Annotated in this window: 26 protein-coding genes and 1 pseudogene; 10 read left to right on the plus strand and 17 right to left on the minus strand. The window is 65.3% G+C overall.

Features of this window, described 5'->3' with window-relative positions; genetic code table 11:
* Positions 1 to 69: 69 nt before the first annotated feature.
* Complete coding sequence (locus ABV518_RS13545; protein ID WP_367767595.1) at positions 70 to 594, plus strand: hypothetical protein; 525 nt, start codon at positions 70 to 72, stop codon at positions 592 to 594.
* On the opposite strand, the gene ABV518_RS13550 is transcribed toward ABV518_RS13545, so the two are convergent.
* The gene (locus tag ABV518_RS13550; RefSeq protein ID WP_367767596.1) at positions 591 to 2003 is read right to left on the minus strand and encodes a PLP-dependent aminotransferase family protein; all 1413 of its coding nucleotides are present in this window, start codon (positions 2001 to 2003) and stop codon (positions 591 to 593) included. The genes ABV518_RS13545 and ABV518_RS13550 overlap by 4 nt on opposite strands.
* On the opposite strand from ABV518_RS13550, the gene ABV518_RS13555 reads away from it, so the two are divergent.
* Both ABV518_RS13555 and ABV518_RS13560 read left to right on the plus strand, forming a co-directional pair.
* Positions 2002 to 2976, plus strand: coding sequence for a DMT family transporter (locus ABV518_RS13555; protein WP_367767597.1), 975 nt, complete (start codon positions 2002 to 2004; stop codon positions 2974 to 2976). The two genes, ABV518_RS13550 and ABV518_RS13555, sit on opposite strands and share 2 nt — an antisense overlap.
* Before the next feature lie 4 nt (positions 2977 to 2980).
* The gene (locus ABV518_RS13560) at positions 2981 to 3610 is read left to right on the plus strand and encodes an FMN-binding negative transcriptional regulator (RefSeq protein ID WP_367767598.1); all 630 of its coding nucleotides are present in this window, start codon (positions 2981 to 2983) and stop codon (positions 3608 to 3610) included.
* A gap of 10 nt (positions 3611 to 3620) precedes the next feature.
* Here ABV518_RS13560 and ABV518_RS13565 read toward each other — a convergent pair whose 3' ends face one another.
* Positions 3621 to 5357, minus strand: a complete 1737-nt coding sequence (locus ABV518_RS13565) for a lipase family alpha/beta hydrolase (protein WP_367767599.1) — start codon at positions 5355 to 5357, stop codon at positions 3621 to 3623.
* Between the two features lie 172 nt (positions 5358 to 5529).
* Here ABV518_RS13565 and ABV518_RS13570 point away from each other — a divergent pair, with 172 nt between their 5' ends.
* On the plus strand, positions 5530 to 6276 hold the full coding sequence (locus ABV518_RS13570) for a hypothetical protein (protein WP_367767600.1): 747 nt from the start codon (positions 5530 to 5532) through the stop codon (positions 6274 to 6276).
* A gap of 132 nt (positions 6277 to 6408) precedes the next feature.
* Here the strand turns inward: ABV518_RS13570 and mmuM are convergent, their stop codons facing one another.
* Complete coding sequence (mmuM, locus tag ABV518_RS13575) at positions 6409 to 7374, minus strand: homocysteine S-methyltransferase (RefSeq protein ID WP_367767740.1); 966 nt, start codon at positions 7372 to 7374, stop codon at positions 6409 to 6411.
* Positions 7375 to 7501: 127 nt separating this feature from the next.
* On the opposite strand from mmuM, the gene ABV518_RS13580 reads away from it, so the two are divergent.
* Positions 7502 to 8287, plus strand: coding sequence for an IclR family transcriptional regulator (locus tag ABV518_RS13580; RefSeq protein ID WP_367767601.1), 786 nt, complete (start codon positions 7502 to 7504; stop codon positions 8285 to 8287).
* Between the two features lie 46 nt (positions 8288 to 8333).
* On the opposite strand, the gene ABV518_RS13585 is transcribed toward ABV518_RS13580, so the two are convergent.
* The 6 genes from ABV518_RS13585 to ABV518_RS13610 form a co-directional block, all read right to left on the minus strand.
* Positions 8334 to 8915: a hypothetical protein gene (locus ABV518_RS13585; protein ID WP_367767602.1), complete on the minus strand. Its 582-nt coding sequence runs from the start codon at positions 8913 to 8915 to the stop codon at positions 8334 to 8336.
* A gap of 32 nt (positions 8916 to 8947) precedes the next feature.
* Positions 8948 to 9715 (minus strand): IclR family transcriptional regulator, encoded by a 768-nt coding sequence (locus ABV518_RS13590; RefSeq protein ID WP_367767603.1) that lies wholly within the window; start codon positions 9713 to 9715, stop codon positions 8948 to 8950.
* A 61-nt stretch (positions 9716 to 9776) separates the two neighbouring features.
* Entirely contained in the window at positions 9777 to 11216 is a 1440-nt protein-coding gene (locus ABV518_RS13595) for an amino acid permease (RefSeq protein WP_367767604.1), read from the minus strand.
* Between the two features lie 193 nt (positions 11217 to 11409).
* A complete protein-coding gene (locus ABV518_RS13600) occupies positions 11410 to 12228 on the minus strand; it encodes an SDR family NAD(P)-dependent oxidoreductase (protein WP_367767606.1) in 819 nt (272 codons plus the stop codon).
* Between the two features lie 127 nt (positions 12229 to 12355).
* Positions 12356 to 13051 (minus strand): ABC transporter ATP-binding protein, encoded by a 696-nt coding sequence (locus ABV518_RS13605; protein WP_367767607.1) that lies wholly within the window; start codon positions 13049 to 13051, stop codon positions 12356 to 12358.
* Between the two features lie 52 nt (positions 13052 to 13103).
* Positions 13104 to 14237, minus strand: coding sequence for an FtsX-like permease family protein (locus ABV518_RS13610; protein ID WP_367767608.1), 1134 nt, complete (start codon positions 14235 to 14237; stop codon positions 13104 to 13106).
* 238 nt (positions 14238 to 14475) lie between these two features.
* Between ABV518_RS13610 and ABV518_RS13615 the strand changes: the two genes are divergently transcribed.
* Positions 14476 to 15753, plus strand: coding sequence for a sensor histidine kinase (locus ABV518_RS13615; protein WP_367767742.1), 1278 nt, complete (start codon positions 14476 to 14478; stop codon positions 15751 to 15753).
* Positions 15750 to 16403 carry a response regulator gene (locus tag ABV518_RS13620; protein WP_367767609.1) on the plus strand — a complete coding sequence of 218 codons (654 nt, stop codon included), beginning with the start codon at positions 15750 to 15752 and terminating at the stop codon, positions 16401 to 16403. The genes ABV518_RS13615 and ABV518_RS13620 overlap by 4 nt, the downstream gene beginning before the upstream one ends.
* 135 nt (positions 16404 to 16538) lie before the next feature.
* On the opposite strand, the gene ABV518_RS13625 is transcribed toward ABV518_RS13620, so the two are convergent.
* A complete protein-coding gene (locus ABV518_RS13625) occupies positions 16539 to 17942 on the minus strand; it encodes a GntP family permease (RefSeq protein WP_367767610.1) in 1404 nt (467 codons plus the stop codon).
* Positions 17943 to 17999: 57 nt separating this feature from the next.
* Positions 18000 to 18545, minus strand: a complete 546-nt coding sequence (locus ABV518_RS13630) for a gluconokinase (protein WP_367767611.1) — start codon at positions 18543 to 18545, stop codon at positions 18000 to 18002.
* Between the two features lie 190 nt (positions 18546 to 18735).
* On the opposite strand from ABV518_RS13630, the gene ABV518_RS13635 reads away from it, so the two are divergent.
* Positions 18736 to 19470, plus strand: coding sequence for a FadR/GntR family transcriptional regulator (locus ABV518_RS13635; protein WP_367767612.1), 735 nt, complete (start codon positions 18736 to 18738; stop codon positions 19468 to 19470).
* 95 nt (positions 19471 to 19565) lie between these two features.
* Positions 19566 to 21320, plus strand: coding sequence for a cytochrome c oxidase subunit I (gene ctaD / locus ABV518_RS13640; RefSeq protein WP_367767744.1), 1755 nt, complete (start codon positions 19566 to 19568; stop codon positions 21318 to 21320).
* A 27-nt stretch (positions 21321 to 21347) separates the two neighbouring features.
* Here ctaD and ABV518_RS13645 read toward each other — a convergent pair whose 3' ends face one another.
* From ABV518_RS13645 to ABV518_RS13660, 4 genes and pseudogenes are all read right to left on the minus strand, one after another.
* Positions 21348 to 21686, minus strand: coding sequence for a hypothetical protein (locus tag ABV518_RS13645; RefSeq protein WP_367767613.1), 339 nt, complete (start codon positions 21684 to 21686; stop codon positions 21348 to 21350).
* Positions 21572 to 22342 carry a plasmid pRiA4b ORF-3 family protein gene (locus ABV518_RS13650; protein ID WP_367767746.1) on the minus strand — a complete coding sequence of 257 codons (771 nt, stop codon included), beginning with the start codon at positions 22340 to 22342 and terminating at the stop codon, positions 21572 to 21574. Before ABV518_RS13650 ends, ABV518_RS13645 begins: the two co-directional genes overlap by 115 nt.
* Positions 22343 to 22458: 116 nt before the next feature.
* Positions 22459 to 22746: pseudogene (locus ABV518_RS13655) on the minus strand (hypothetical protein); the annotation flags it as partial.
* 3 nt (positions 22747 to 22749) lie between these two features.
* Complete coding sequence (locus ABV518_RS13660; protein ID WP_367767615.1) at positions 22750 to 22884, minus strand: hypothetical protein; 135 nt, start codon at positions 22882 to 22884, stop codon at positions 22750 to 22752.
* 28 nt (positions 22885 to 22912) lie between these two features.
* On the opposite strand from ABV518_RS13660, the gene ABV518_RS13665 reads away from it, so the two are divergent.
* Positions 22913 to 23131: a hypothetical protein gene (locus ABV518_RS13665; protein ID WP_367767616.1), complete on the plus strand. Its 219-nt coding sequence runs from the start codon at positions 22913 to 22915 to the stop codon at positions 23129 to 23131.
* Positions 23132 to 23164: 33 nt separating this feature from the next.
* On the opposite strand, the gene ABV518_RS13670 is transcribed toward ABV518_RS13665, so the two are convergent.
* Together ABV518_RS13670 and ABV518_RS13675 are read right to left on the minus strand one after the other, a co-directional pair.
* Positions 23165 to 23746 (minus strand): dihydrofolate reductase family protein, encoded by a 582-nt coding sequence (locus ABV518_RS13670; protein WP_367767617.1) that lies wholly within the window; start codon positions 23744 to 23746, stop codon positions 23165 to 23167.
* 163 nt (positions 23747 to 23909) lie between these two features.
* A complete protein-coding gene (locus tag ABV518_RS13675; protein WP_066274236.1) occupies positions 23910 to 24113 on the minus strand; it encodes a cold-shock protein in 204 nt (67 codons plus the stop codon).
* Positions 24114 to 24429 lie beyond the last annotated feature (316 nt).

Raw genomic sequence — 24429 nt, forward strand, 5'->3', positions numbered from 1 at the left:
TTAAGGACCAATTAAGTCCGCAGGGTCAGTCTGGGAAAACCAATCCGGATACGTTCGAAAGGAAATCCAATGAAAACCAGCAGGATCACCCGCGGTTTCGCCCTGTCTGCCCTGGCAGCGGCAGCTCTTGTGGCACCGGCGCAGCCGGCGCTGGCCGACGGATCATATTTTCTCCCCATGGGGCAGGGCTGTGCCGGCTTCAACCTCGAATGGTCATGGACAGGCACCATCACGCACACCAAAGAGTTTTTCGACAAGAATGGCAACAAGGTTCGTCTCCTTTCTGCCGGCAAGGGCACGGTCAACACCTATACGAACTACGGAACCAAAGCCAAGAAGCCAGTAGCAGGCGAGTCCATCACCATCAGAACCGACGGATCAGTCACGGAAACTGTGTACAACCCCGATGGCTCCCAGACCGTGACGGCAACCGGACACAACGGCCTCATCATGTTTCCAACTGACGTGCCTGCCGGGCCGTCAACGACCCACTACACCGGCAAGATCGTCTACACCATTGGCACGGACGGTGTCTTCACGCTGCTGAGCACGTCCGGCCCGTCGATCGACGTCTGCGCCGAACTGGCTAGCTAGCCCCTGTTCCGCTCCAGTGACTCACCGATAATCCGGGCGCCTTCCGGGAAGGCGCCCGGATTCGTCCCCGAGTAGTTGAGCCGGATGAATGGGCCTGCCGGTTCGGCCGGAAACCACTCGTTGCCGCCGGCGATGATAACGCCGGCGGTTTCACAATCGCGGGTCAGCCGTTCCAGGTCAGTCCCGTCGGGCAGCCGCGCCCACAGGTTGAGGCCGCCCTTGGGCACCTGCCCGATATGCGCCTGCGGGGCATACTGGCGCAGGCTGGTGACCAGGAGGTCGCGCCGTGATTCGAGCTGGTGGCGGAGGCTGCGAAGGTGCGTCTGCCACCCGGGCTGGGTGACGACGTCGAGCGCTGCCGCCTGCAGCAGCCCGCTGACGTACATCGATTCGGCGGCCCGGTCCGCCAGGATGCGCTCCCGCGCCGGTCCGCGGGCGATCACCGCTGCGACGCGGATCGAGGGCGACACGCTCTTGGTTAGCGAGCGCAGGTAGACCACGTGGCCGGAGTCGTCGCGGGAGGCGACGGGCACGGGGGTGGAGGTGATGCCGAAGTCGTGCGCCCAGTCGTCCTCCACAAGGAACGCACCCTTCACGCGCACCACGTCCAGGACCTGTTCACGCCGTTCGGCCGACCACTGCGCACCGGTGGGGTTGGCGTAGTTGGGCTGGGCGTAGAACAGCCGCGCGCCGGACTCGTCAAAGGCGCGGGCGAGCTCCGCCGGGTCCGGCCCGTCCGGCCCGCTGGGCACCGGGACAACCCGCACGCCTGCCTGCGCCGCCGCCAGGATGGCGCCCCAGTAGGTGGGCGATTCCATCAGCAGCGGCTGGCCCCGGCCAGCAAGGGCGCTGAAGATGGAGCTCAGCCCGCTTTGGCTGCCGGGGAGTACGACGACGTCACTGGGGTTCGGCGGTGTGGTCCCGGCCGGCGTCGAGGCACCGAGCTCGTGCGCGAACCACGACTGCAGCTCCGGCAGGCCTGCCGCGGGCGGACGGGACAGGGCGGCGTCGCCGCGGGCCGCGCGGGCAAGGGCGGCGCGGACCAGCCGCTCGGGCAGGAGTTCGCGGTCCGGGTAGCCGGAGTGGAACGAGATGGCATCGTTGGCCACGTTGCGCATGGTGCTGGAGGCCGGAGGCGGCGGCGCCAGCGGGGACCGGAGGGCCGCCGTCTGCCAGCCGTAGTCGGACGGGCGCGCGGTCCGGACGGCGCGCACGAATGTCCCGACGCCGGGCCGGCTCTCGATCAGACCCTGGGCCGTCAGCGTCTGCAGGGCCTTCTGAACGGTGACGGGACTTGCTTGGTACTCGGCCACGAGAGAACGGGTGGACGGCAGCTTCGCACCAGGCGCGGCCGAAGAAATCCATGTCTTCAGGTGCGCCACAATCCGCGAACTGCTATCGTTGTTCATGAGAGACAATAGTAGCGCTACTACACTTATTCGGCCAGTGGTACCGTCCCGCCGGCCCACCGGACTCTGGTGGGGCCTCCTTGGAGTAGCGGCCTTCTCGTTCACGGTACCGCTCACCAAGGCCGCCATCGCCGGACTGTCCCCGCTGTTCATCGGCTCCGGCCGGGCGGTGGTGGCAGCTGTCCTCGCTGCCTTCGCCCTCGCACTGACCCGGCAACGGCTCCCCCGTGGCGTGCAGTGGGTGCGCCTCGCAGTGGTGGCCGCCGGCGTCGTCGTCGGGTTTCCCCTGCTTACCTCCTTCGCGCTGACCACTACGCCAGCCAGCCACGGCGCCGTGGTGATTGCCCTGCTCCCGGCCGCTACGGCGACGGCGGCCGTCCTCCGCGGACGGGAACGCCCGCGGCTGGCCTTCTGGCTGATCACCGGCGCGGGCGCCCTGGCCGCCATCGGCTTCGCTTCCCTGCAGTCCGGCGGCTTCGGACAGCTGCATTGGGCCGACGTACTGCTCCTCGGCGCCGTGGTGGCTGCCGCTGTCGGCTACGCGGAAGGCGGCCTGCTGGCGCGCGAACTCGGCTCCTGGCAGACCGTGTCGTGGGCGCTGGTTCTCGCCTCGCCGCTGATGGTGGTGCTGACTACGGTCTCTGTCGTCCAGCAGCCACCCTCCGCTACCCCGATGCAGTGGCTGGCCTTTGCGTACCTCGGCGTGGTCAGCATGTTCCTGGGCTTCTTCGCCTGGTACCGCGGCCTGGCCATCGGCCCCATGGCCCAGGTCAGCCAGATCCAGCTCGTCCAGCCGGTGCTGACCATCTGCTGGGCAGGACTGCTGCTGGGCGAGACCCTGACTTGGACCACTGTCGTCGGCGGCCTGGCAGTCATCCTCTGCGCGGGCGCAGCCGTCCGGGTCCGGCTCAAACCCGCCCCGGAACAGCCTGCCGTCCCCCCTACGCGAACCCTCCAGCCTGCAAAGGATTAGCACCATGTACACGCCAGCCCATTTCGAAGCCGCTCCCGAGGCCGTCCGTGAACTGCTGACCCGGCCCGGCGCGGCCAACCTGGTCACCATGACATCGCAGGGCCTGCTCGCCACACTCCTGCCGTTTGTCTACGACCCCTCGATGGGCGGACACGGAGCACTTCACACACACGTGGCCCGGAACAACCCCCAGTGGTCCGAGCCGGCGATCGGGGAAGCACTCATGATCATCCAGGGCGCGGACGCCTATGTGTCACCGTCGTGGTACGCGTCCAAGGCGGAGCACGGCCGTGTAGTGCCCACGTGGAACTACTCCACGGCGCACGTGTACGGCAATCTGGTGGTCCACGACGACCCAGCCTGGCTTGCCGGCCAGGTCAGGCGGCTCACCGGACTTAACGAAGCCGAATTTGAGCACCCATGGAGCGTGGACGACGCGCCGGAGCGCTACATCTCCGGCCAACTGCGCGCGATCGTTGGCCTTGAGCTGGTCATCACCCGGATCGAAGCGAAGACTAAGCTGAGCCAGAACAGACCCGACGCCGACATCGACGGCGTGGTCGCCGGGCTCAGCGTCCGGGGGCAGTCCGAGAGCGCCGCCGACGTCGAGCGGGCCCGTCCGTCGCGCGCCTAGGCAAGAGTCGCTACAACTGGTTGGCGACAAATACTCCGACGTAAATCAAGGCGCCAGCGGCGATGAAGTACCAAGATGCCCCGGCAATGACGGCTATGACGATGAGACCCGCCAGCACGAGCGCGCCGGTCTTGGTGACCTTGCCAAGGATGCGGCTGACCCTGCTAAAGATCGGCGCTTCCTCCGTTGCAGGGGAATCATGCGAGGCATCCACCCTGATGAATTCGGCAATCTCGTGCATTCGAGCGCTCAGGGCTTCGATCCTGTGTGCCTTGTCTACTTTCGGCGCCAGCATATGCCCGTGGCCACCGGGATATCTGTGCTCCATGGAATTGGAGGCCAAATCATCGAATCCGTCGAATCCCCCTGTACCTACGTCCTGACTTCCAAGACCGTTGAGCATGGAGCACAGCCAGCCAACGGGAACATCCCGTCGACCGCGGTCGCAATGGATGTTGCCGTTTTTCCACTTACTCGTAGCAGCGGAAAAATGACCGAGTTGCTGCTTCGAGATAATTTCACCCCACGGAAATTCTTTGGGTAAGACAGAAGCGGCCAAATAGATTCTCCGGAAACGCATACTCGGCACATTCAACAGACTTCGGCCAAGCATGTATGTACCGTTGCTGTGTCCAACGAAGAACATCCTGTTCGGATCATGAGTAACAAAGTTGTCCCCGTACCAGCGCAGTAACCGCCGCGCATTCCTTCGCCGGATCCAAGGTAATGCGAAGTTTCCCGCTCCGAAGTACCCATACGTCGGTGCAATCACCTTTGCTGCTGCCCAGTCGAGATCGGTCTCGTCAACAAGAGGTTCTATGTCGGGGTTCGCCGGTCTGCGGATAAATCCCTCAAGCCTACTTATCCAACCTTCCGTCTTGGATGAGCGGATTCCGTGAACGATGAACACCACCGGATCCTGACTTTCCGCCGCTCTAGTACCCATCCCAGGGACGTTTCCGCAGATTGCCTGCCGCAGGTTCCCGTACCGCGCATCCGCATCGCCAGCTTGGCGCAAGTCGACGATATCGTCGTGGCCGGCATTACTAATCTTGACGGTGGCAGCCTGGAGTATGAATCTCGCGTCCAAGATGTTGTCCTCGGATATGAGCTCGTCGTTTGTACCCAGGACTTGCACGATGTCGGGGACCACGGCGGCCCGGCCGTCCGCGGGGTTTCCCTCACTCATCATGTATTCAAACCACCTCAAGCGCAGGTCCGTAATGTACTCCGACCCTTCTTCCAACTGCTCGAACATGTAGTCGCCGAACAAGGAAGCCAGACGCACGCCCCACCTGAGACGGCGATTCATTCGGTGGATCTCGTATCCCGCGTTAGGGCTGGCAATGAGCACGACTCTGGAAACGCGGCTTGGCCAAGGGGTTCTTGGCTCCGGAATGAACCTGCGAGCAGCGTCCTCTGCATCCTGCAACAGTGCCTCTCGCACCAGAAGCCCGCCCAGGCTATGTCCAATCAGAATTATCTCTTCGGGACAGTTTTCGCCCGCAACTTCACCGGCCCAATCGCGGATTTGAACTGCCAAACCTTCAGCAGCCTCCCGCGGCCTCGCTTTACTGAAATAGCCGATGCCGTGCTCATACACCCGAAACTGCCACCCGAAAAAGTACTCATCCGCCTTTAAGCGTTCAAGAAAGTCATGACTTTCTTGAGGATCCCACTGGAGACTAGGCACATAGACAACCAATCCTGTCTTTTTGGTCGTGGCGGATTGATCGTCGTCATTCATTCTGCAGCTCCAAGCAACGGAAATCTATATCGTGGACCTGACCGTATGCCTCTGCGAGGTCAGTGTCTAGAGGCAAAACAGGGTGGCAATTCTCGGGCTTGCAGTTTTTTGTTGACACCCCGGACCGCCCTTGCTATACCGAGAAGCCATCGGATTCCCGCTAGGAGCAGCAATGGAGCAAAAACGAATGACGCCCATGCGCATTACCGGCATCGTGTTCCTTGCTTCATTCCTGCTGATTTCAGTTACGGCGTGCGGTGCAATTCGTTCTGCTTTCGCGAATCTTGGTAAGGGCACCGACGAAACCGTTCAACTCGCTACTCATCTCCAGCCGCCCGTCAGCTTGAATGGGGCGGCCAAGAAACTCGACGACCTCATCGCCGAATCCCCCACAACAAATATGTCGGCCGAAGAGCAGCGAATCCTCGATGCGGCCAAACGGCGGAGCGCGCTACTGAAGGAACTTGCGTCGATGATTGGGGTCTCCGATGAAATCACTGAGTATATTAGTGATGATGCTGTGGTCCTCGTGGAAGGCTCGCTTCGCCGAAAAGTCACCCCGGAATTTGCCGCTCAGATGCGGCAGCGAGAATCCGCACTGTTGAAGGATGCTCTCTGCTCATCCTTCTCAGACATGATGTCGCCCCAAGATGAAGCAGACGCGGCGTCAGCGACCAAAAACTTCACGGAAATCCCGAACCCCGACCGGGAACTCCTGGACGAACTGAATCGGCGCATCGAAGATGCGGGCTACGCCTTGGGTGAGTTCAACTTATTTGTGGACCTCAAAGGATTGTCTTCAGCCTCGATGACAAGGGTAGAGGGTTATCTGGATGCGCTGCAGGACACCATGTCTGCGGCGACGTGGGAGAGCTCTGGCGCCTTTAATGCATATATGAGGCACTGCGTCCTGAAATGAACCGAACCACGAAGCCGTGGTCGACGCCTTCGATCCCTACTGCAACACTCCATACCCCCGGCATGACACCGCGGCAGCCAGGGCAGCGGAATCATCAGCCACCCCGGACCGCCCAAGTGTTCGTAACGACGCTTACCGCTGCCTAAGGCGGCCAGAAGCCAGGGCGGCGATGTCCCGGGGCGTGGTGCGGCAGCAGCCTCCCACGATCCGGGCCCCGAGCTCCCGCCAGGCGCCGGCTCCTGCCGCGAGGCCACTGGGCTCGGCCTGGACCATTTCAGCGCCGTCGCCGGATGCAGATGCCCAGGTCTTAGTGGCGGCGTCGTAGCTTTCGCCGGAGTTCGGATACGTGACCAGCCGCTTCGAGCCCGCCCCGCCGAGGACTGCGAGGGCGGCCGGGACCAGGTTCAGCGGCACGCAGTTCACGCCCACTGCCACGACGCGCGGCTCGGCCCCGCAGAGTTCCGCTACCGCAGTCAACGGGGTGCCGTCGCTGATATGCGCACCGTCCCGCAGCGAGAAAGAAAACCAGGATTCGACGTCGAACTCCGCTGTCAGGGCCAGCAGTGCCTCTGCTTCGGCAAAGGACGGCAGGGTCTCGCAGGCCAGGAAGTCGGCACCTGCCTCCACCAAGGCCGCGATGCGGGGGCGGTGGAAATCCTTGAAGGCCTCGGCGTCCAGGACATAGTCCCCGCGGTATTCAGAGCCGTCCGCGAGGTAGGCGCCGTAGGGGCCCACGGACCCGGCGATCAGCAGCGGCCCGGCCTGTGGGTGCACGGCAAGGTGTGCGCGACGGGCGTCGTCCGCCAGCTGGACCGAGAGCCTGACCAGGTCCAGTGCCGCGTCCTCGGAAAGCCCGCGCTGCGCGAACCCGAGGGGCGTGGCCTGGTAACTGGCGGTGGTGGCCACGTTGGCGCCGGCGTCGAAGTAGTCCCTGTGCACTTCACGGATCAGCTGCGGATGTTCCAGCAGGACCTTGGCGGACCAAAGCGGGTCATCCAGGCTGCAGCCACGCGCTTCGAGTTCGGTAGCCAGGGCGCCGTCCGCGATGAGGTGCGCTCCGGCATCCAGCAGGCGGGACAGCGTGGTGTTGCGGGGCATGGCAGGCACTCCGGGAATTTACGGCGGGGAAAGGCTTCTGTTCATCATAAGCAATTTGAAATGCCTTTAACGAGCATAGCGAACTGTGACCGCCCGGGAGCCCGGCAGCTCCATTAGACTCTCGCTTATGTCGAAAACCTCCAGCATGGGCCGCGGCATGCTGGCCATCCTGGCTCTCGGTGCACGGCATGGGGCCGGCCTTTCGGGCGGCACCGTCGCAGGGATCGCCGCGGACCTGGGCAAGGACCGCAGCCAAGTGTCGCGGAACCTCCGCACCGGTGAGCAGGAGGGATTCCTCGGCCGGACCGGCGAGCGAACCTACACCCTGGACTGGTCCGTCCTGGCCGACGCCCAGCAGTTGACGGCGCAGAGGCTGGACTCAGACGGCGCCGTGGCGCTGGAGCAGCTGGCCCGCGACACGGACGAGGGGTGCTTCCTGGGCGTCCTGCACGGCGCGAGCACCGTGACCATCGGCGAAAGCGTTCCGGCCAGCAGTAACCTGGTGGGCTCATGGCTGGGCAGGCCCTACCCCGCGTACTGCAGCGACGCCGGCCAGGCTGTGCTCTGGGAGTCGTCGGACGCCGAAGTGCGGACCGTGTTCGCCGGCGTCGATTTTGTTCGGCACGGCCCCAATACCCCGTCCGACGTCGGCGATTTCCTCAAGCGGCTGGCTGCGGCCCGGGTGCGGGGTTTCTCAGTGGTGGATCAGGAAGCGGAGCCGGGGCTCTATTCGCTGGCCGTCCCCATCCGGGATTTCAAGGGCGATGTGGCGGCGGCGCTGCAGATCGTGGGCACCAGGGCACGCCTGGAACCGCGCCGGACGGAGTTCGCGGCTGCCCTGCTGGAGCAGGGACGTTGGCTTGAAGCCAGGCTTGGCTTCCAGCCCCGGGAAGGCAGCCAGAACATTTCCTGACGTCCTAGGGCAACGCCAGCCCTTCAGGCCAGAATCGGCTTCGCGATCAGATTGTCCGACCCCGCGGAAGTTTGCCTTCTCCCAGGTTTTCGAATTGTCGAACGGCGATTGCCGCTCCCGCAGTGGCCCAAGAAAGTCCGATGAGAAGAATTGGAAACTCTGCGTGGATGAACCCGGTCAAAGCAGCGGGTGCCTGCATTAGCGCCGCGAACAATGGAATGACGGTCCTCCTAAACGGCTGGCCTGGGTTGTAGCAGGCGATTCCCAGGGCAAGCATTCCGATGAACACCCCGACTCCGCCAAGCAGCACCAGCGCCGAGTAGGGGAAGACGAACGCATCACCACGGGAAATTGGAGCGCCGGGGACAATTTCCATCACCCCCGCCGCACCGGCGGAGGCGAAGGCAGCGCCAGCAGCAATCGCCCCCCAAATTGCTAGAGCCCTTCGGGGTCCTTGGAACCCGGAAAGGAGAATGCATAGACCCAGCGCGCAGACTAGCAAGCCGGCTGGAAATAGAAGGTCCGGCTGCTTGCCCGTCGTAATAATGACCATGGCTTTGATGATCCAGACTGTGCCTGCCGCAACCAGCAGGACTCCCGCAGTGGGTTTCTTAAATTGGCCACCCATGAACGAAGGCTACTGCCCCACGGCGTCAGCATCTAGCGGGCGGCAGCGGCGGCGCCGAGGCGGTCCGCGGCCCCGCGCAGGACAGCGGCAACGCCCGCAGCGTCATCTCCCACATCGGCCCGGCGTCCCAGCACACTGAGTGCGGCCAGGATGTTGCCGCCGGCGTCGCGGACGGGGACGGCGAGTTCCACGATGTCGTGCTCAAATTCCTCGTCGCAGGTGATGTAGCCGCGCGGCAGGTCGCGGGCCATCAGTTCCCGGACCTCATCGACGGAGTGCGCGGCGCCCGGGCCGCCCACGCCGATGAAGTTCACCTCGTGCAGCAGCTGGTCGAGGGCAGGCTGGTCGTGGTCCCAGAGCAAGGCCCTGCCGGCGCCGGTGCACCAGACCGGCGTCACCATGCCCGGGGCAACAAAACTGCCCAGGCTGGCGTCGTTGCTGGAGGCGCGCAGCAGGATGGCCCGGTAGCCGTCCCGGACAGAGAGCCTGGCCCGCAACCCCAGGGCGGCAACCAAGGACTCGAGTTCGGGCTTGGCGTCACGCACCCATCCGGTGTTGAGCGAGGCGGCAAGGCTGAAGTACCGCGGCCCGGTCCGGAACGGACCCCGGTCCACCCGCTCCAGCAGGCCCAGCTCACACAGTTCCTGCGTCAGCCTGGAGACACGGCTTTGGTCCATGTCCAGCTCCGCGGCCAGCTGGGAAACGCCCACCAACTGCCGCCCGCGTTTCTCGCGGTCAACCACCAGCCGGACAATCCGAAGTCCCTGCGCCAGCGATGACGCTTCAGCGGACGAATCCACGCTTTATTGCCCCTCCCGGCCGGTGACTACGCCCTATTCTTCCACGGTGACCCGGGGCCGGTTACTGGACTGCCGCCGTCGAACGTTTGCGGCCGTGCCGGAAGTAGAAGTAGGCGTAGCAGGCGGCAACGAACGGGATGCCGAAGTAGAGGGCAGCCACCTGGTTGGGGTCCAGCGCGATGCCCACCAGCGAGATGACGCACAGGGTGAACGCCAGGATGGGCACCAGCGGGAACAGCGGGGCCTTGTAGGCGAGGGCGCCAACATCTCCGCCGTTCCGCACGAAGGCGCGGCGGTGGAAATAGTGCGCGGCGGTGATGGACATCCACACGCCCACCACGGCGAAGCCGGCCACGGACACCAGCACCAGATACACCGTTTCCGGGGCCACCACGCTGCTGACCAGCGACGCGATGCCGCCCACCATGCTCACCGACAGGGCGATCAGCGGGATGCCGCGGCGGGTGAGGCGCCGGAAGGCCTGGGGCGCGTGGCCTTCGTCGGCCAGGGAGTAGAGCATCCTGGCGCAGGAGAAGAGGCCGCTGTTGCCGGCGGAGAGCAGGGCCGTGATGATGACAAAGTTCATGATGTCTGCTGCGAACGGGATCCCAATGGCGGAGAAGACCGTGACGAAGGGGCTCTCGTCCAGCCCCACCTCGGTATACGGGATGGTGGACGCAATGACGGCGATGGCGCCGACGAAGAAGATCAGCAGCCGGATCACCGTGGTGCGCATGGCTTTGGGTATGGCCGTGGCGGGGTCCTTGGTTTCGCCCGCTGCCACGCCGATCAGTTCCGAACCGGAGAAGGCATAGAAGACTGCGAGCACGGTGACCAGGACGCCGGTGAACCCGTTGGGGAACAGCCCGCCGGCCGTGTTGAAGTTTTCGAAGAGGAACGGGTGGCTGCCGCCGTCGCTGAGTGGCCGGAAGCCGAACAGCGCGGCGCCGCCGAGGACGATCAGGCCGATGATGGCGCCCACCTTGATGATGGCGAACCAGAATTCGGACTCGCCGAAGAACTTGGCGGACACGGCGTTGAAGCCGAACAGCACGGCAGCGAAAACCAGGCACCAGACCCACACGTCAACGTCCGGGAACCAGCGCTGCATCAGCAGTCCGGACGCCGTGAACTCGGAGCCGATGGCCACCGCCCAGCACAGCCAGTACAGCCACGCCGTGGCGAAACCGGTGGCGGGCCCGATGGAGCGGGCAGCATAAATGTGGAACGCGCCGGACACCGGGTACGCGATGGCCAGTTCACCCAGGCACGCCATCACCAGGTAGACCACAAACGCGCCCACCAGATAGGCGAGCACCGCGCCCAGCGGACCCGCCTGGGAAATGGTGTACCCCGAGCTGAGGAACAGGCCGGAGCCGATGACGCCGCCCATCGCGATCATCACCAGGTGCCTGGCGCCCATGGACCTCCGAAGTCCGGGTTCGGCCGGCGCAGGCCCGGCGGGCGTCGCGTCGAGCGTCAGGGGTGATGGGGATTCCACGGGCGTCTCCAGGAGGGGTGTGTCAGCAGGTGTGCGGCAAATGGGCGCACTCCCCTGCCCGTCCCGGGTCACGAAGATGTGCACGTCAACAGAGAGAAATTAGCACAATCACCGAATTTCGCTCGTTAAAATCATGCCAACTTGCTCATATTGCACACTTGTTACCCAGCGTGACCCGCCACCGGCTGGAGACTCAGCCGGCCACCAGCGCTTCGCTGGCCTCCCACAGTCCCTGCGCCAGCCCGGCGTCGTACGCCTGCGCGTTGGCCTTGGCAAGGGCGCGCTTGTAGTAGTACGCGCCCGAAACCCAGTCGGTGCCGGCGGTGCCGTTGATGAGCCAGAGCAGGGTGTCGGCGCCCTGGTCCGGGCTGAGCATAAAGCGGTTGGCCAGGGTCTTGTAGGCGTGCCGCCACGGGCTGGTGGAGTCCGCCGCGAAATTGGTGCGGACTACGCCCGGGTGGAATGCCGCCGTCGTGATTCCCTGCTCGCCGAAGCGCCGGTGCAGCTCGGACGTGAAGATGATGTTGGCCAGTTTGGCGGTGCCGTAGGCGCGGTGGGTGGAGTAGCTGTGCTCAGCGTTGAGGTCGAAGAGGTCCAGTTTGCCGAAGCTGTTGGCGCCGCTGGCGGTGTTGATGACCTTGGCGTTGCTGGCGCTGAGGACGTCCATAAGCTCGGTGGTGAGCAGGAACGGGGCCAGGTGGTTGATCTGGAAGGTGGATTCGTTGCCGTCCACGGTGAGCTGGTGCTTGCCCATGATGCCGCCGGCGTTGTTGGCCAGGACGTCGATCCGGTCGTAGTCGTCCCGAAGCTGCGCGGCGAGGGTGCGGACCTGGTCCAGCTCCGCGAAGTCGCAGACGAAGTAGTCGGCGTCCAGCTCCTTCGCGATGGCCTGCGTCTTTTCCTCGGAACGGCCGACGACGACCACCCGGTCCCCTGCTTCGGCCAGCGTCCGCGCGGCTGCTGCGCCGATGCCGTCGCTGGCGCCGGTGATCACGATGGTGCGTTGGGTCAAGGGGTGTCCTTTGGTTGCGCTTCAGCGCTCGGGTGGAACACGCTGCCTCTGGCACAACGACGGCGGGACGGCCGGTGTTCCCCGGCCGTCCCGTCCTGCGGATGGCCCGGTTGGTCCGGGCAGGGTTTCAGATGCCCGCCGGAACGGGGGCGGTGAGCCGGCCGTCGCGCATAGTGGCGACCGAATCGGTCAGCGGGACGAATTCGGTGTCGTGCGTGACCATCACTGTGGCCACTCTGAAGTCGTCCGTGACGCGGCGTAGGAGCCGGACGATGGAGTCGCTGCGTTCGTGGTCCAGGGCGGCGGTGGGCTCGTCCACGAGCAGGACCTTGGGGTCGCCCATGAGGGCCCGGGCGATGTTGACCCGCTGGCGCTGTCCGCCGGAGAGCTGGTGCGGACGTTTGTCCGCGCTGGAGCCGAGTCCGACGACGTCGAGCAGCTCCGCAGCTTTCGCGCGGCCGGCTTTGACCGACTTTCCGCGCAGGTGGTCACCTATGATGAGCTGTTCGGCGGCTGTCAGGGAGGCGAGCAGGTTGGGCTGCTGGAAGATGATGCCGATCTTTTCCCGCCGCAGCGCGGTGAGGTCCTTGTCGCCGAGCCCGGTTGCGTCGGTGCCGTCGATGAGCACCAATCCGTGAGTGGGGCGGACGAGTGTGGCGGCCGCGGCCAGGAGGCTGGATTTGCCGGAACCGGAGGGCCCGACGACGGAGACCATCTGGCCCGCCTGGACAGTGAGGTTCACGGTGTCCAGGGCTTTGATGGTTCCGTCCCCGTCCGGGTATTCGAGAGTGACGTTGACGAGGTTCAGGGGGCTGGTGGACATTGTGTTTTTTCCTTTGAGAATGGGCTCGGGGCGGACTCTGGCTCCGGAGGGTTTAGTTCCCACCGAGGGCGATCAGGGCGTCGACCTTGGTGACGCGGCGGACGGCAAGGGCCGCACCGGCCAGGCCGAGGGCGATGATTCCGAGGATGGGCAGGAGCGTCGTGGCGGGGGTGACCAGGAAGGGGGCTGCCTGCGCTGCGAAGAAACCGCCGAGGATGCCGATCCCGCCGCCGATGCCCGCACCGGCCAGCAGGACGATCGCGGCCTGGGTGATGGCGTCACGCAGAATGTAGGCGCTCGACCCGCCCATGGCCTTCAGGACCGCGATGTCGCGGGTCCGCTGGACCGTCCAGACTGTCAGGAAGGCCACGATGACCAGTGCCGAGATGCCGTACAGAAAGGCCTGCATCAGGGTCAGCGAGCCGTTCTCGCTCTTGTAGGAGCCCAGCGCCTGGAAGGATCCGGTGCGCGAAGCGCTCACGGTGTGTGCCGCGGCGTTGGCGGCCGCCTCGTCAACGGCGGCACCGTCCTGATAGGTGATGGCGGCGACGGTTCCGAGCTGCTTCGGGTCGGTCAGGTGGGCGAGTTTGGTCCAGGCGGGCAGCGCGGTCCAGACCACGCTGGTGTGGGAGTACCACTGGTCCTCCACCACGGCACTGATGGTCAGTTCGGTTCCACCGACGCTGGCCTTGTCGCCAACAGCGAGGGAAAGGGCCTTGGCGACTGTTTTGCCGACTACTACGGTGTCCGCGGTGACACGGGACGGCGCCAGCCGGCCGTCCGGTGCGACGCCGAAGACGGCCACATTGGTGGTTCCGGTGCCCAACCCGGTATCCGAGGCCACGGCCTGGAACCGGGTCTGGCTGATGCCCAGGGCTTCGGCGGTTTCGACGCCGTCGCAGTTCTTCCAGTACTCGACCTGCGCGGCGGTGACTTCGCTTTCGGTGAAGGAGGCCTTGGGCCCGTTCGTGCCGGGTGCGCCGAAGACGATGCTGTCCACCGGCTTGGAGTCGGCGCCGCTGCCGGTGACGGCCCCGAGTTTGTCGATGGCCGACGTCGACTGCTCGCCCAGGCCGGCTGTCAGACCTGAGAGCATCACCAGCAACAGGGTGATCAGGGCGACGACGGCGCCCATCAGGGCGAACCTGCCCTTGGCAAAGCGGATGTCGCGGATAGCAAGAAACACGTTTTCTCTTCCTTCGGTGGGTAAGACCGGGGCCGTCGGGGCCCTTGTTCCACCCTCCCGCGGCCGGGTGCCGACGCCATCGCGCAGGCGGTTGAGCGGCGGCGGAAGAACGGTCGATCTCCGGGTCAACCATTTGGTTGATCCGGCGTTAGCCGGACGCGCATAAGCTGGTCAAATGCCCGCCACACAATCCCCGCCGACCCTGGATGGGACCGGTCCTAAAGGACCGGACGACGCAATGCTCAGCGGCCTGGATACTGCGCCGACTGTGGCGATCCTGCACGTGCTGAGAGTGACGCTGCACGTCGGTTTCGCCGCCCTCCTGGGCGTGGCCGTCATTAGGCTGCTGGTATTCGGTGGCGGGGATCCCCTGCTGCCTGTCTGGGCCGGGACGGCACTGCTGCTTGCCGGCGTCTACCTGGCCGGAACCATCCTGGAAAAGCGCTTCGCCACAAACGGCACGGGATTCGACCCGCGCCGCTACGGCGTCCTGTGGCTGGGACTCGTCACTGCGCTGTGGGCGGTTCTGCTGGCCGCGAGCGCGGACTTCGCCTGGGTGGCCTTCCCCCTCTTTTTCCTGCACCTGCACCTGCTCCCGCGGCGGATTGCGCTGCTGACCATCGCGCTGATGACGGCGGCGGTGATTGCCGCCCAGTGGGCTGTCAGCGGGCTGGCCGTCCCGCATCTCGCAGTCGTTTTGGGCCCTATGTTCGGCGCGGCGTTCTCTGTGGCGACCGGGCTGGCCTACCGCGCGCTCTACCGCGAGGCGGAGAACCAGCGCCGGGCAGCAGATGAACTCCGCCGGACGCGTACGGAGCTGGCGGCATCACAGCACGACGCCGGTGTCCTGGCTGAGCGCGAACGGCTGGCCCGGGAAATCCACGACACCCTCGCCCAGGGGCTGTCGAGCATCGTGCTGGTTGCCCGCGCGGCGGAAAAATCGCTGGCCGCCGGCGACACCGCCACCGCTGCCGCGCGCTTCGCACTGGTGCAGCAGACGGCGTCGGAGAACCTGGCTGAGGCCCGGAACTTTGTCCGCGGGCTCTCCTCACCACAGCTGCACGAGTCATCCCTGGTGGAGAGCCTGCGGCGGCTCTGCGTGAGCACCGAAACCAGCGCAGCCGCCGAGGGCCCGGGACTGCGGTGCCGTTTTGAGCTCGACGGCGACCCCCTTGAGCTGCCGCAACCGTACCGGGTGGCCCTCCTCCGGGCCGCCCAGGCGAGCCTCGCCAACGTCAGGGACCATGCCAAGGCAGGCAACGCCGTCGTGACCCTCGCCTTCCTGGGCAGCGAAGTCACCCTGGACATTTACGACGACGGTGTCGGCTTCGACCCGGCCGGGCTGGCCGCGCGGATGGATGCCCGGGCAGACGGGAGCGGCTTCGGGATCCCGTCGCTGCGGGAACGGGTGACCGCGCTCAAGGGCTCCCTCGAACTCGAATCGGCACCGGGCGAGGGGACTGTGGTGGCCATTCGCCTGCCCCTGAACGACGTCCCTGGGAGGGACGGACAGTGAACCAGATCCGCATTCTGCTGGTCGATGACCATCCGGTGGTCAGGGCCGGGCTGCGGGCCATGCTCAGCGACTTCGAGGGCATCTCAGTGGCGGCGGAAGCAGCCGACGGCGACGCCGCACTCAGGGAACTGAAACGGCTGCAGACCCTGGGTGACCCGGTCGACGTCGTGCTGATGGACCTGCAAATGGGTGCCGGCATGGACGGCGTCACCGCGACGGCGCAGATCAGGCTGCTGGAGGCGGCCCCGCCGGTCCTGATCCTGACCACCTACGACACGGATGCGGACATCCTGGCCGCCGTTGAGGCAGGCGCCAGCGGTTACATGCTCAAGGACGCCCCGCCCGAACAGATCCGGCAGGCCGTGCTGGCAGCCGCCGCCGGCCAGACAGCCCTGGCTCCCAAAATTGCGGCCCTGCTGATGAACCGGATCGCGAATCCCGCCCCTGCACTCACGCCGCGGGAGATCCAGTTGCTCGAACTGCTGGCAACCGGACTGTCCAACCGGGCCATCGCCAAGAAGACCTTCATCTCCGAGGCGACCGTCAAAACCCACCTGGTGCACATCTACGGAAAACTCGGCGTGGACAACCGCACCGCGGCCATCTCCGAGGCAACCCAGCGACGCATCATCCGCGCCCCCGGCCAGTAGCTGCCTGCAACTGTCCGACGATGGCGGGACCGCCCGATTTCCCGGCTATTCCGTTAAAAGTAGGTAGCAGCACATGCCGTTTTGAGGGTTCAAAACGACATGTGCTGCTACTTAGTTGGGCTGGCGGCGGGGAGGTTAGCCGGCAACCCCGGCGAGGAAGAACAGGGCCGCGGCGATCGCGAAGCCCATGACGCCGATCAGGGTTTCCATCACGGTCCAGGTCTTCAGGGTGGTCTTGACGTCCATGCCGAAGAAACGGCCCACCAGCCAGAAGCCGGAGTCGTTGACGTGGGAGACCACCACAGAGCCGGCGGCCACGGCGATGACCAGCGCGGCAACCTGCATGCCGGTCAGACCCGCCAGTGCCACGGCCGGGGCGATGAGGCCCGCGGTGGTGGTCAGTGCCACGGTGGCGGAGCCCTGGGCGATGCGCAGGATGGCGGAGATCAGGAAGCCGGCCAGGATCAGCGGGATACCCAGGTTGCCCAGGACGTCGGCCAGCGCGGCACCGATGCCGGAGGCGCGGAGCACTCCACCGAACATGCCGCCGGCGCCGGTGATCAGGATGACCGAGCAGACCGGGCCCAGCGAGGATTCGAGCAGTTTCTCGATGGCGCCGGCGTCCTTGCCGCGGCGGGCACCCAGGACGAACACGGCCACGAGCACGGCGATCAGCAGGGCCACCGGGGTTTCGCCGATGGTCCGCAGGATCTGGAACCACTGCTCGGACTTGACGGTGTCGGACAGCGCACCGGAGGAGGCCAGGGTGTTCAGTCCGGTGTTGATGAAGATCAGGACCAGCGGCAGGAGCAGCAGTCCGATGATGGTGCGAAAGCGCGGCGGGTGGGACTCGGCGTCGGCGCTGGCGTGGCCCAGGATTTCCGGCACGGGGAGGACCAGCTTTTTGCCGGTCCACAGACCGAACAGGTAGGCAGTGACGTACCAGGTGGGGATGGCGGTGATGAGGCCGGCGATGAGGACCAGGCCGATGTTGGCGTCAAAGAACGCGGCCGCGGAGACGGGGCCGGGGTGCGGCGGCAGGAAGATGTGCATCACGGAGAACGCGCCGGCGGCCGGGAGGCCGTAGCGCAGCACTCCCCCGCCGAGGCGGTGGGCGACGGCGAAGACGACGGGCAGCATGACTACCAAGCCGGCGTCGAAGAAGATGGGGAAGCCGAAGATCAGGGAGGCGAGGCCCAGGGCGAACGGGGCACGCTTCTCGCCGAAGACGCCGATCAGGTAGTCGGCCAGGACCTTGGCGCCGCCGGACGTTTCAACGATGCGGCCGAGCATGGCGCCCAGTCCGACCAGGAGCGCCACGGTGCCCAGTGTGGTGCCGAAGCCGTTGATCAGCACCGGGACCACCTGGTTGGCGGGGATCCCGGTGGCGAACGCCGTCGCGAGGCTGATCACGATCAGGGCGACGAGTGCGTGCATCCGCAGCTTGATGATCAGGAACAGCAGCGCAACGATCGCAGCCGCCGCGATGAGCAGCAGGGGGCCTGCGCCCAGCGTTTGGGTCCATCCTTCGATGACCATGGTTCTCCTTTGAAACAGAATTTATTGGGGAATGGGGAGTTGGAACTGAGCGAACGCTCAGGAGTTGGAGGGCGCCGGATCCGCCGGCAGCTTGAGCGCCGCGATCACCGCGGCGACGATCTCCTCCGGGGAGAGCGAGATGTCCAGGCGCAGGCTGCCGGCGGCGAGTTCGCCGTCGCTCAGCGGCTCCAGCGTGGCCAGCTGGCTGGGCAGGAGCGTCGGCGGCATGAAGTGGCCCTCGCGGCCCTGCATGCGCTGGCCGATCAGGTCGGCGCCGCCGTCGAGGTGGATGAACAGCACCCGGCCCTGCGCTGCGGAGAGCAGCTGGCGGTAGGTCTGCTTAAGCGCGGAGCAGGTCAGGACGGTGCTCCGGCCGGCCGCGGCCTGGGCGGTCATCCAGTCCTGGATCTCCTGCAGCCAGGGCCAGCGGTCCTCGTCCTGCAGGGGAATGCCTTGGGTCATCTTGTCGATGTTGGACTGCGGGTGGAACTCGTCGGCCTCGGCGCAGGCCCAGCCAAGCTGCTGGGAGAGTGCTGCCGCGATGGTGGACTTGCCGGACCCGGCAACGCCCATCACCACCAGATGCGTGGCTGGATTCTGCATGTTTGTACCTCCGGTGAAGACGTCGTTGGCTAAAGGAAGAAGCTCGCCGCGCACCTGCTGGAAAGTGCGCTGGAGATAAGGTATCACCATTTGGCACCACAGATACTATCTTTGAGTGTCACAAGTCATACCTTTTGCTTAATCTTCGATATCCTGTGAGGGCGCTGCAGCGCATAGAGAGGCAGGAAACATGTCGACGGCGACAGAGGGCACCGCGGATACCGCAGACGACGGCGGGGCCTCCCCCGCGATGCACGAACGCGTTCTGGAGGCGGTTGGCGTTGCCATCGCGTCCGGGAGCCTTCCGCCCGGCAGCCGGCTGACGCTGGACGTGCTGCAGCAGGAGTACGGGATTTCCCGCACTGTCGCCCGGGACACCATGAAGGTCCTGGAGTCGATGAACCTCGTGTACTCCCGCCGCCGCGTGGGCATCGTGGTCCAGGAACGCGCGCTCTGGAATGTCTACGACCCCAAGCTGGTCCGCTGGCGCCTCGCCTCGGACAACCGCGCCGAGCAGTACAGCAGCCTCACCGAGCTGCGCATCGCCGTCGAACCCATTGCCGCCGCCGGGGCTGCCCGCCGTGCCAGCGCCGCCGAACGCGCCAAGCTGCTTTCCCTGGCGGCCGACCTGCGCCGCCTGGGCGAGGCAGGCGAACTTGAAGCCTTCCTGGCGGCGGACATCGAGTTCCACCGCCTGCTGCTGCACAGCTGCGGCAACGAGATGTTCACGGCGCTGGAAGGCATGGTGGCCGAGGTGCTCACCAGCCGCACCCAGCAGGGCCTCATGCCGTTCAAGCCGCGGAACGAAGCGCTGCAGGCACACGAGGACGTAGCCGCCGCAGTGGCCGGCGGGGATGCGGTCACGGCCGAGACCGCAATGCACTCCATCCTGGACGAGGTCCGGAACGCGATGGGCCTGAACTGACTCTTCCCGCGCGCCGAGCTCCTGGAGTAGCCTGCAAATAGGGGCTCACGCAACGGGCCCATCAGCGCCGTCAAGGCGGATCTGTGAGGTGGAAAATGGCCATCACCGGGCATTCACGTCCAGGGACCGCGGCACCTGCCGCGCCTGCCGTTGTACCGCGGCGCAAAGGCAGCATGGTGGTCAGGTGGATCACCTCCACGGACCACAAGATCATCGGCTACATGTACCTGATCGCGTCGTTCGTGTTCTTCATCATCGGCGGCATCATGGCCCTGCTGATCCGTGCCGAACTGTTTGAACCCGGCATGCAGATCCTGCAGACCAAGGAGCAGTACAACCAGCTCTTCACCATGCACGGCACCATCATGCTTCTGATGTTCGCCACCCCGCTCTTCGCCGGATTCGCGAACGTGATCATGCCGCTGCAGATCGGGGCTCCGGACGTGGCCTTCCCGCGGCTGAACGCCCTGGCTTTTTGGTTCTTCCTCTTCGGGTCCACCATCGCGGTCTCCGGTTTCATCACTCCCCAGGGTGCGGCCGCATTCGGCTGGTTCGCGTATGCGCCGTTGAACAACACCACGTTCACGCCCGGCGTGGGCGGTGACCTGTGGGTCTTCGGCCTGGCGCTGTCCGGTTTCGGCACCATCCTGGGCGCGGTCAACTTCATCACCACCATCATCTGCATGCGCGCCCCGGGCATGACCATGTGGCGGATGCCGATCTTCACCTGGAACACCCTGGTCACAGCCATCCTCGTGATCATGGCCTTCCCGCCCCTCGCCGCGGCGCTCTTCGCCCTCGGTGCGGACCGGAAATTCGGCGCCCACATCTATGACCCGGAGAACGGCGGTGCGGTCCTCTGGCAGCACCTGTTCTGGTTCTTCGGCCACCCCGAGGTGTACATCATCGCCCTGCCGTTCTTCGGCATCGTCTCCGAGATCTTCCCGGTCTTCAGCCGCAAACCGATCTTCGGCTACAAGGGCCTGGTCTACGCCACCATCGCCATCGCGGCCCTGTCCGTGACGGTGTGGGCCCACCACATGTACGTCACCGGTTCGGTGCTGCTGCCGTTCTTCGCGTTCATGACCATGCTGATCGCGGTGCCTACCGGGGTGAAGTTCTTCAACTGGATCGGGACGCTGTGGCGCGGTTCCCTGACCTTTGAGACGCCCATGCTGTGGAGCCTGGGCTTCCTGGTCACGTTCCTCTTCGGCGGCCTGACCGGCATCATCCTGGCGTCGCCGCCGCTGGACTTCCACGTCTCTGACTCGTACTTCGTGGTGGCGCACTTCCACTACGTGGTGTTCGGGACCGTGGTGTTCGCGATGTTCGCCGGATTCTACTTCTGGTGGCCCAAGTGGACCGGCAAGATGCTCAACGAGCGGCTCGGGAAGATCCACTTCTGGATGCTGTTCCTGGGGTTCCACGGGACGTTCCTGATCCAGCACTGGCTGGGAGTCATGGGCATGCCCCGCCGCTACGCCGACTACCTCGTGGAGGACAACTTCGCGTGGATGAACCAGTTCTCCAGCTACGGCTCCTTCCTTCTGGGCGCGTCGATGATCCCCTTCTTCTGGAACGTGTACGTCACGTCCCGCCCCGGCGACAAGGTCATGGTCGATGATCCCTGGGGCTTCGGCGCATCGCTCGAATGGGCCACGTCCTGCCCGCCGCCGCGCCACAACTTCACCTCGCTGCCGCGGATCCGTTCGGAGCGTCCCGCCCTGGACCTGCACCACCCTGAGCTCCGCGTCCGCGAGCACGACACCACCCACAGCCCCGCGGCAGCAGCCCTGGGCGCCGCCGACATCGGCGAAAAGGACGTCCGGAATCCCAATCCGGACCAGTAGCGGGGGCTGAGCCCGTCGAAACACCGGTTACTTCGCGCCTGAAATCTCGCGCTCCACGTCCCGGACCTCCAGCAGAAACTTCGCGCCGCCGTCAGTCAGCTGTGCCTGGTCGAAGTACCCCTTCTTCGGCTCCATCAGGTGCAGGCATCCCAGCTTCCACCTCACAGTCCGGTTGATGTCGGCGACCCAGTCGTCGGGGATGGGGTGGGCGGACCGGGTCGCAAAGCCCGCGCTCACCATGGCATCGCGGATCACTTCCGTCTGGCGGTTCCATGGCGGTTCGATGCCGCTGAGGCGCCACTCCGCATACAAGCGCGTGACCAGGCGGACGGCGTCGTGGTCCGGCCGGGCCACCGTGTCCACCATGTAGTCCCACAGATTAGCCGGCCGTTCGAGTGCGCGTCTCCCGGGGGCGTGAGCACGAGCCTGCCCTTGAACTTCCGGAGCAGCTTCCACGCCAAGACGTGCTCGCGCAGTTCCCGGACGGGCAGCACGTTTGCCTCACGGTTCCCCTTGCCCATGACGGCATCAAGCCAGCCGAGGTCGTCGAGGGCACGCTGGACCATGGCCGGCTTCAGATAGCCGTCCTTTGTCAGCTCAATCCCGTCGCCCGCAGCGTTGTCCAGGAGCCAGCGGACCGGCCGGATCGCGGCGTCCCGCTCCTCGTCGGGGACGGGCTGTGGCCACCATTGGAGGCTGAGCAGCCGCAGCTTCCGGTTGGCGGCAGCGGAGTCGAACTCGGCGGCATCAAAGGACGGGCTGAAGTCGCCGGTAACCGTATAGGTCCACTGCGCAGCTTCCTGGTGTTCCGGATGCGTTGGGTCCCCGAGGATCTGGACCAGCCGCTGGTAGCCGTGGGGGCCGCCGGAATCCTCCACAGGTCCCCGGTTGGCGCCGTCGACGCAAACCAGTTCGCCTGCCGGCAGCTCGGCCGAACCGAGCAGTTGCACCTGATGTGTCCAGCCGTCACCGAAGTCGTAGTCGTATTCAAGCGCGGACGTGGGTGCCTCGGCATCAAGCAGGTCGGAAGCACGACGTCGGAAGCCGGCTCTGCGTCCAGGTCCTCCATTCCGTCGCCGGGACCGATGATCACGCGCGCCTTTCCGGCGGGATCCTCACACCGGCCGCCGTAGAGGTGGCGGTTTTCCCAGCCGAAAGCGGCCTGGACGGCGAGGTGGAACTCGGCAACGGTCAGCAACGCGGGCACTTTCAGCCGGCGCCAGATCAGCGGCTCGGTGTCCTCGATGCTGATCCGGAGGTCAAAGGCAGGGACGGTACCGTCTGATTGCATGCTGGCCATTTTGCCAGACCCGGCGGCGTAGACTCCCACCATGAAATCGGGGTGGGGGATCCTGGGTGTCTTGGCGGCGATAGCCGTCGCCGTGGTGCCCTCTGCGGGGTGCACGATCAATGCCTGCCCGGCCATCGGCTACGTCAGGACCCTGACGGTGAACATCGAGGGAAATGTGGCAGCCGTCAGTGACGTTAGCGTGTGCAATGAGACCGGATGCTCCCAGCCGGAGCCTACGGCCGCCTCGCCGGCCCCGCTGAAGTCGGTGGTCACGGAGTTCTCCCCCGAGCCGCAACCGACTGTGAGCCATCCACCGTTCTACGGCCACAGGTATGACCGGGACACGTGGGTTTTCAACGTGGCTTTTGGCGACCCCGCAAAGGTGACGGTGAAGGCCCTTGCCACGGACGGCACCGTGTTGGCCGAAGAGGAGCACGACCTCGTCTGGACCAGGGTGGGCGGAACTGCACACTGCGGCGGGCCCGTGACTACGCCGCCAATACAGCTTTCCGTACCCTAAGGCGGTGGACGTCGGTTCCCGCCGCTCAGACGGTCAACGGCGCACCCGAAAGCGCAGGTGAAGCACCCGGTCGCCTTGAATCACCACGTCAGGATCCTCCAGCATGTGTTGCGCGTGGACGGACCCGAAGTAGCGCTTGCCGGACCCGAACATGACGGGTATGACGTCCATGCGCACCTCGTCGACCAGGCCCGCGGCAAGCGCCTGGCCACCGACGTCGCCGGCGGCGACCTCGACGATGCGGTCACCCGCGAGCTCCTGCGCCTTGGCCACGGCTGCCTCGACGCCGTCGACGAAGTGAAACGACGCCTCGGGGTTCCAGCCCTCGGGCTCCGGCCGGTGCGTCACGACGACCACGTGGTCGACCCCGCCCGGAGGCTTCCCGTCCCAGCCGTCCGTCATGTCGAAGACATGGCGGCCGGCGATTGTCGCCCCGATCTGGTCCCAGTACTCCCGGGTGTAGTCGTAGGACGCTTGGGACACCTTCAACTCGCCGCTCTCGTCCAACGGGACGTCACCGCTGAGCAACCAGTCAAACAGCGGTCCGGGCTGGTCGTCCTCGTCCGCGATGAAGCCGTCTATTGACACCGAGGCGTACATGACTACTTTGCCCACGGGAGCTCCTCTGCTTTGGGGTGCCCCCAATATTAGTTTGCATTGACGAAGCTCCATAGCGTCCCCGCAAAAAGCACATCCGGATTAACAAAAGCAGGGCCGGTCAAATGACCGGCCCTGCTTTGAAAATATGAAACCCTAAGGCCTCAGTTTCTCTAAGGAATTAGAGGGACTGGATGTTTACGGCCTGGGGACCCTTGGGGCCCTGCTCGGTTTCGAAGGAGACCTTCTGGTTCTCTTCGAGTGAGCGGAAGCCGGAGGAAGCGATCGCAGAGTAGTGTGCGAAAACGTCCTGTGAAGAGTCATCGGGGGAAATGAAGCCGAAGCCCTTTTCAGCGTTAAACCATTTGACGGTACCAGTAGCCATTATTTTTGTCCTTCGTGAAGGTAGAGGAAAAGTCCCGACTTTCGGGTCCTCCGGTGTGGGGTGTTCAAAACCGCTACTTCAGAAGAACGCGGACTTTCGACCGCGCGTACTGCCTGAACTACCAACTGCATAAACACAACAACAAAATCAACTGTACAGGAGTTTCCGGACAGCATTTACCACAACTCAATACAGCGCAGTGACCGAGCGTCCGGCAGCCCAGCCGCGCGCCGCCGTCGTGCCTTGCCTTCCGCGCCCTGTACGCGGCGGCGACGCGGGCATATCCTGCCAACAGACCCAGCCCGCCCCTACCCCC

Source organism: Arthrobacter sp. HS15c (assembly GCF_040812005.1).
GTDB lineage: Bacteria > Actinomycetota > Actinomycetes > Actinomycetales > Micrococcaceae > Arthrobacter.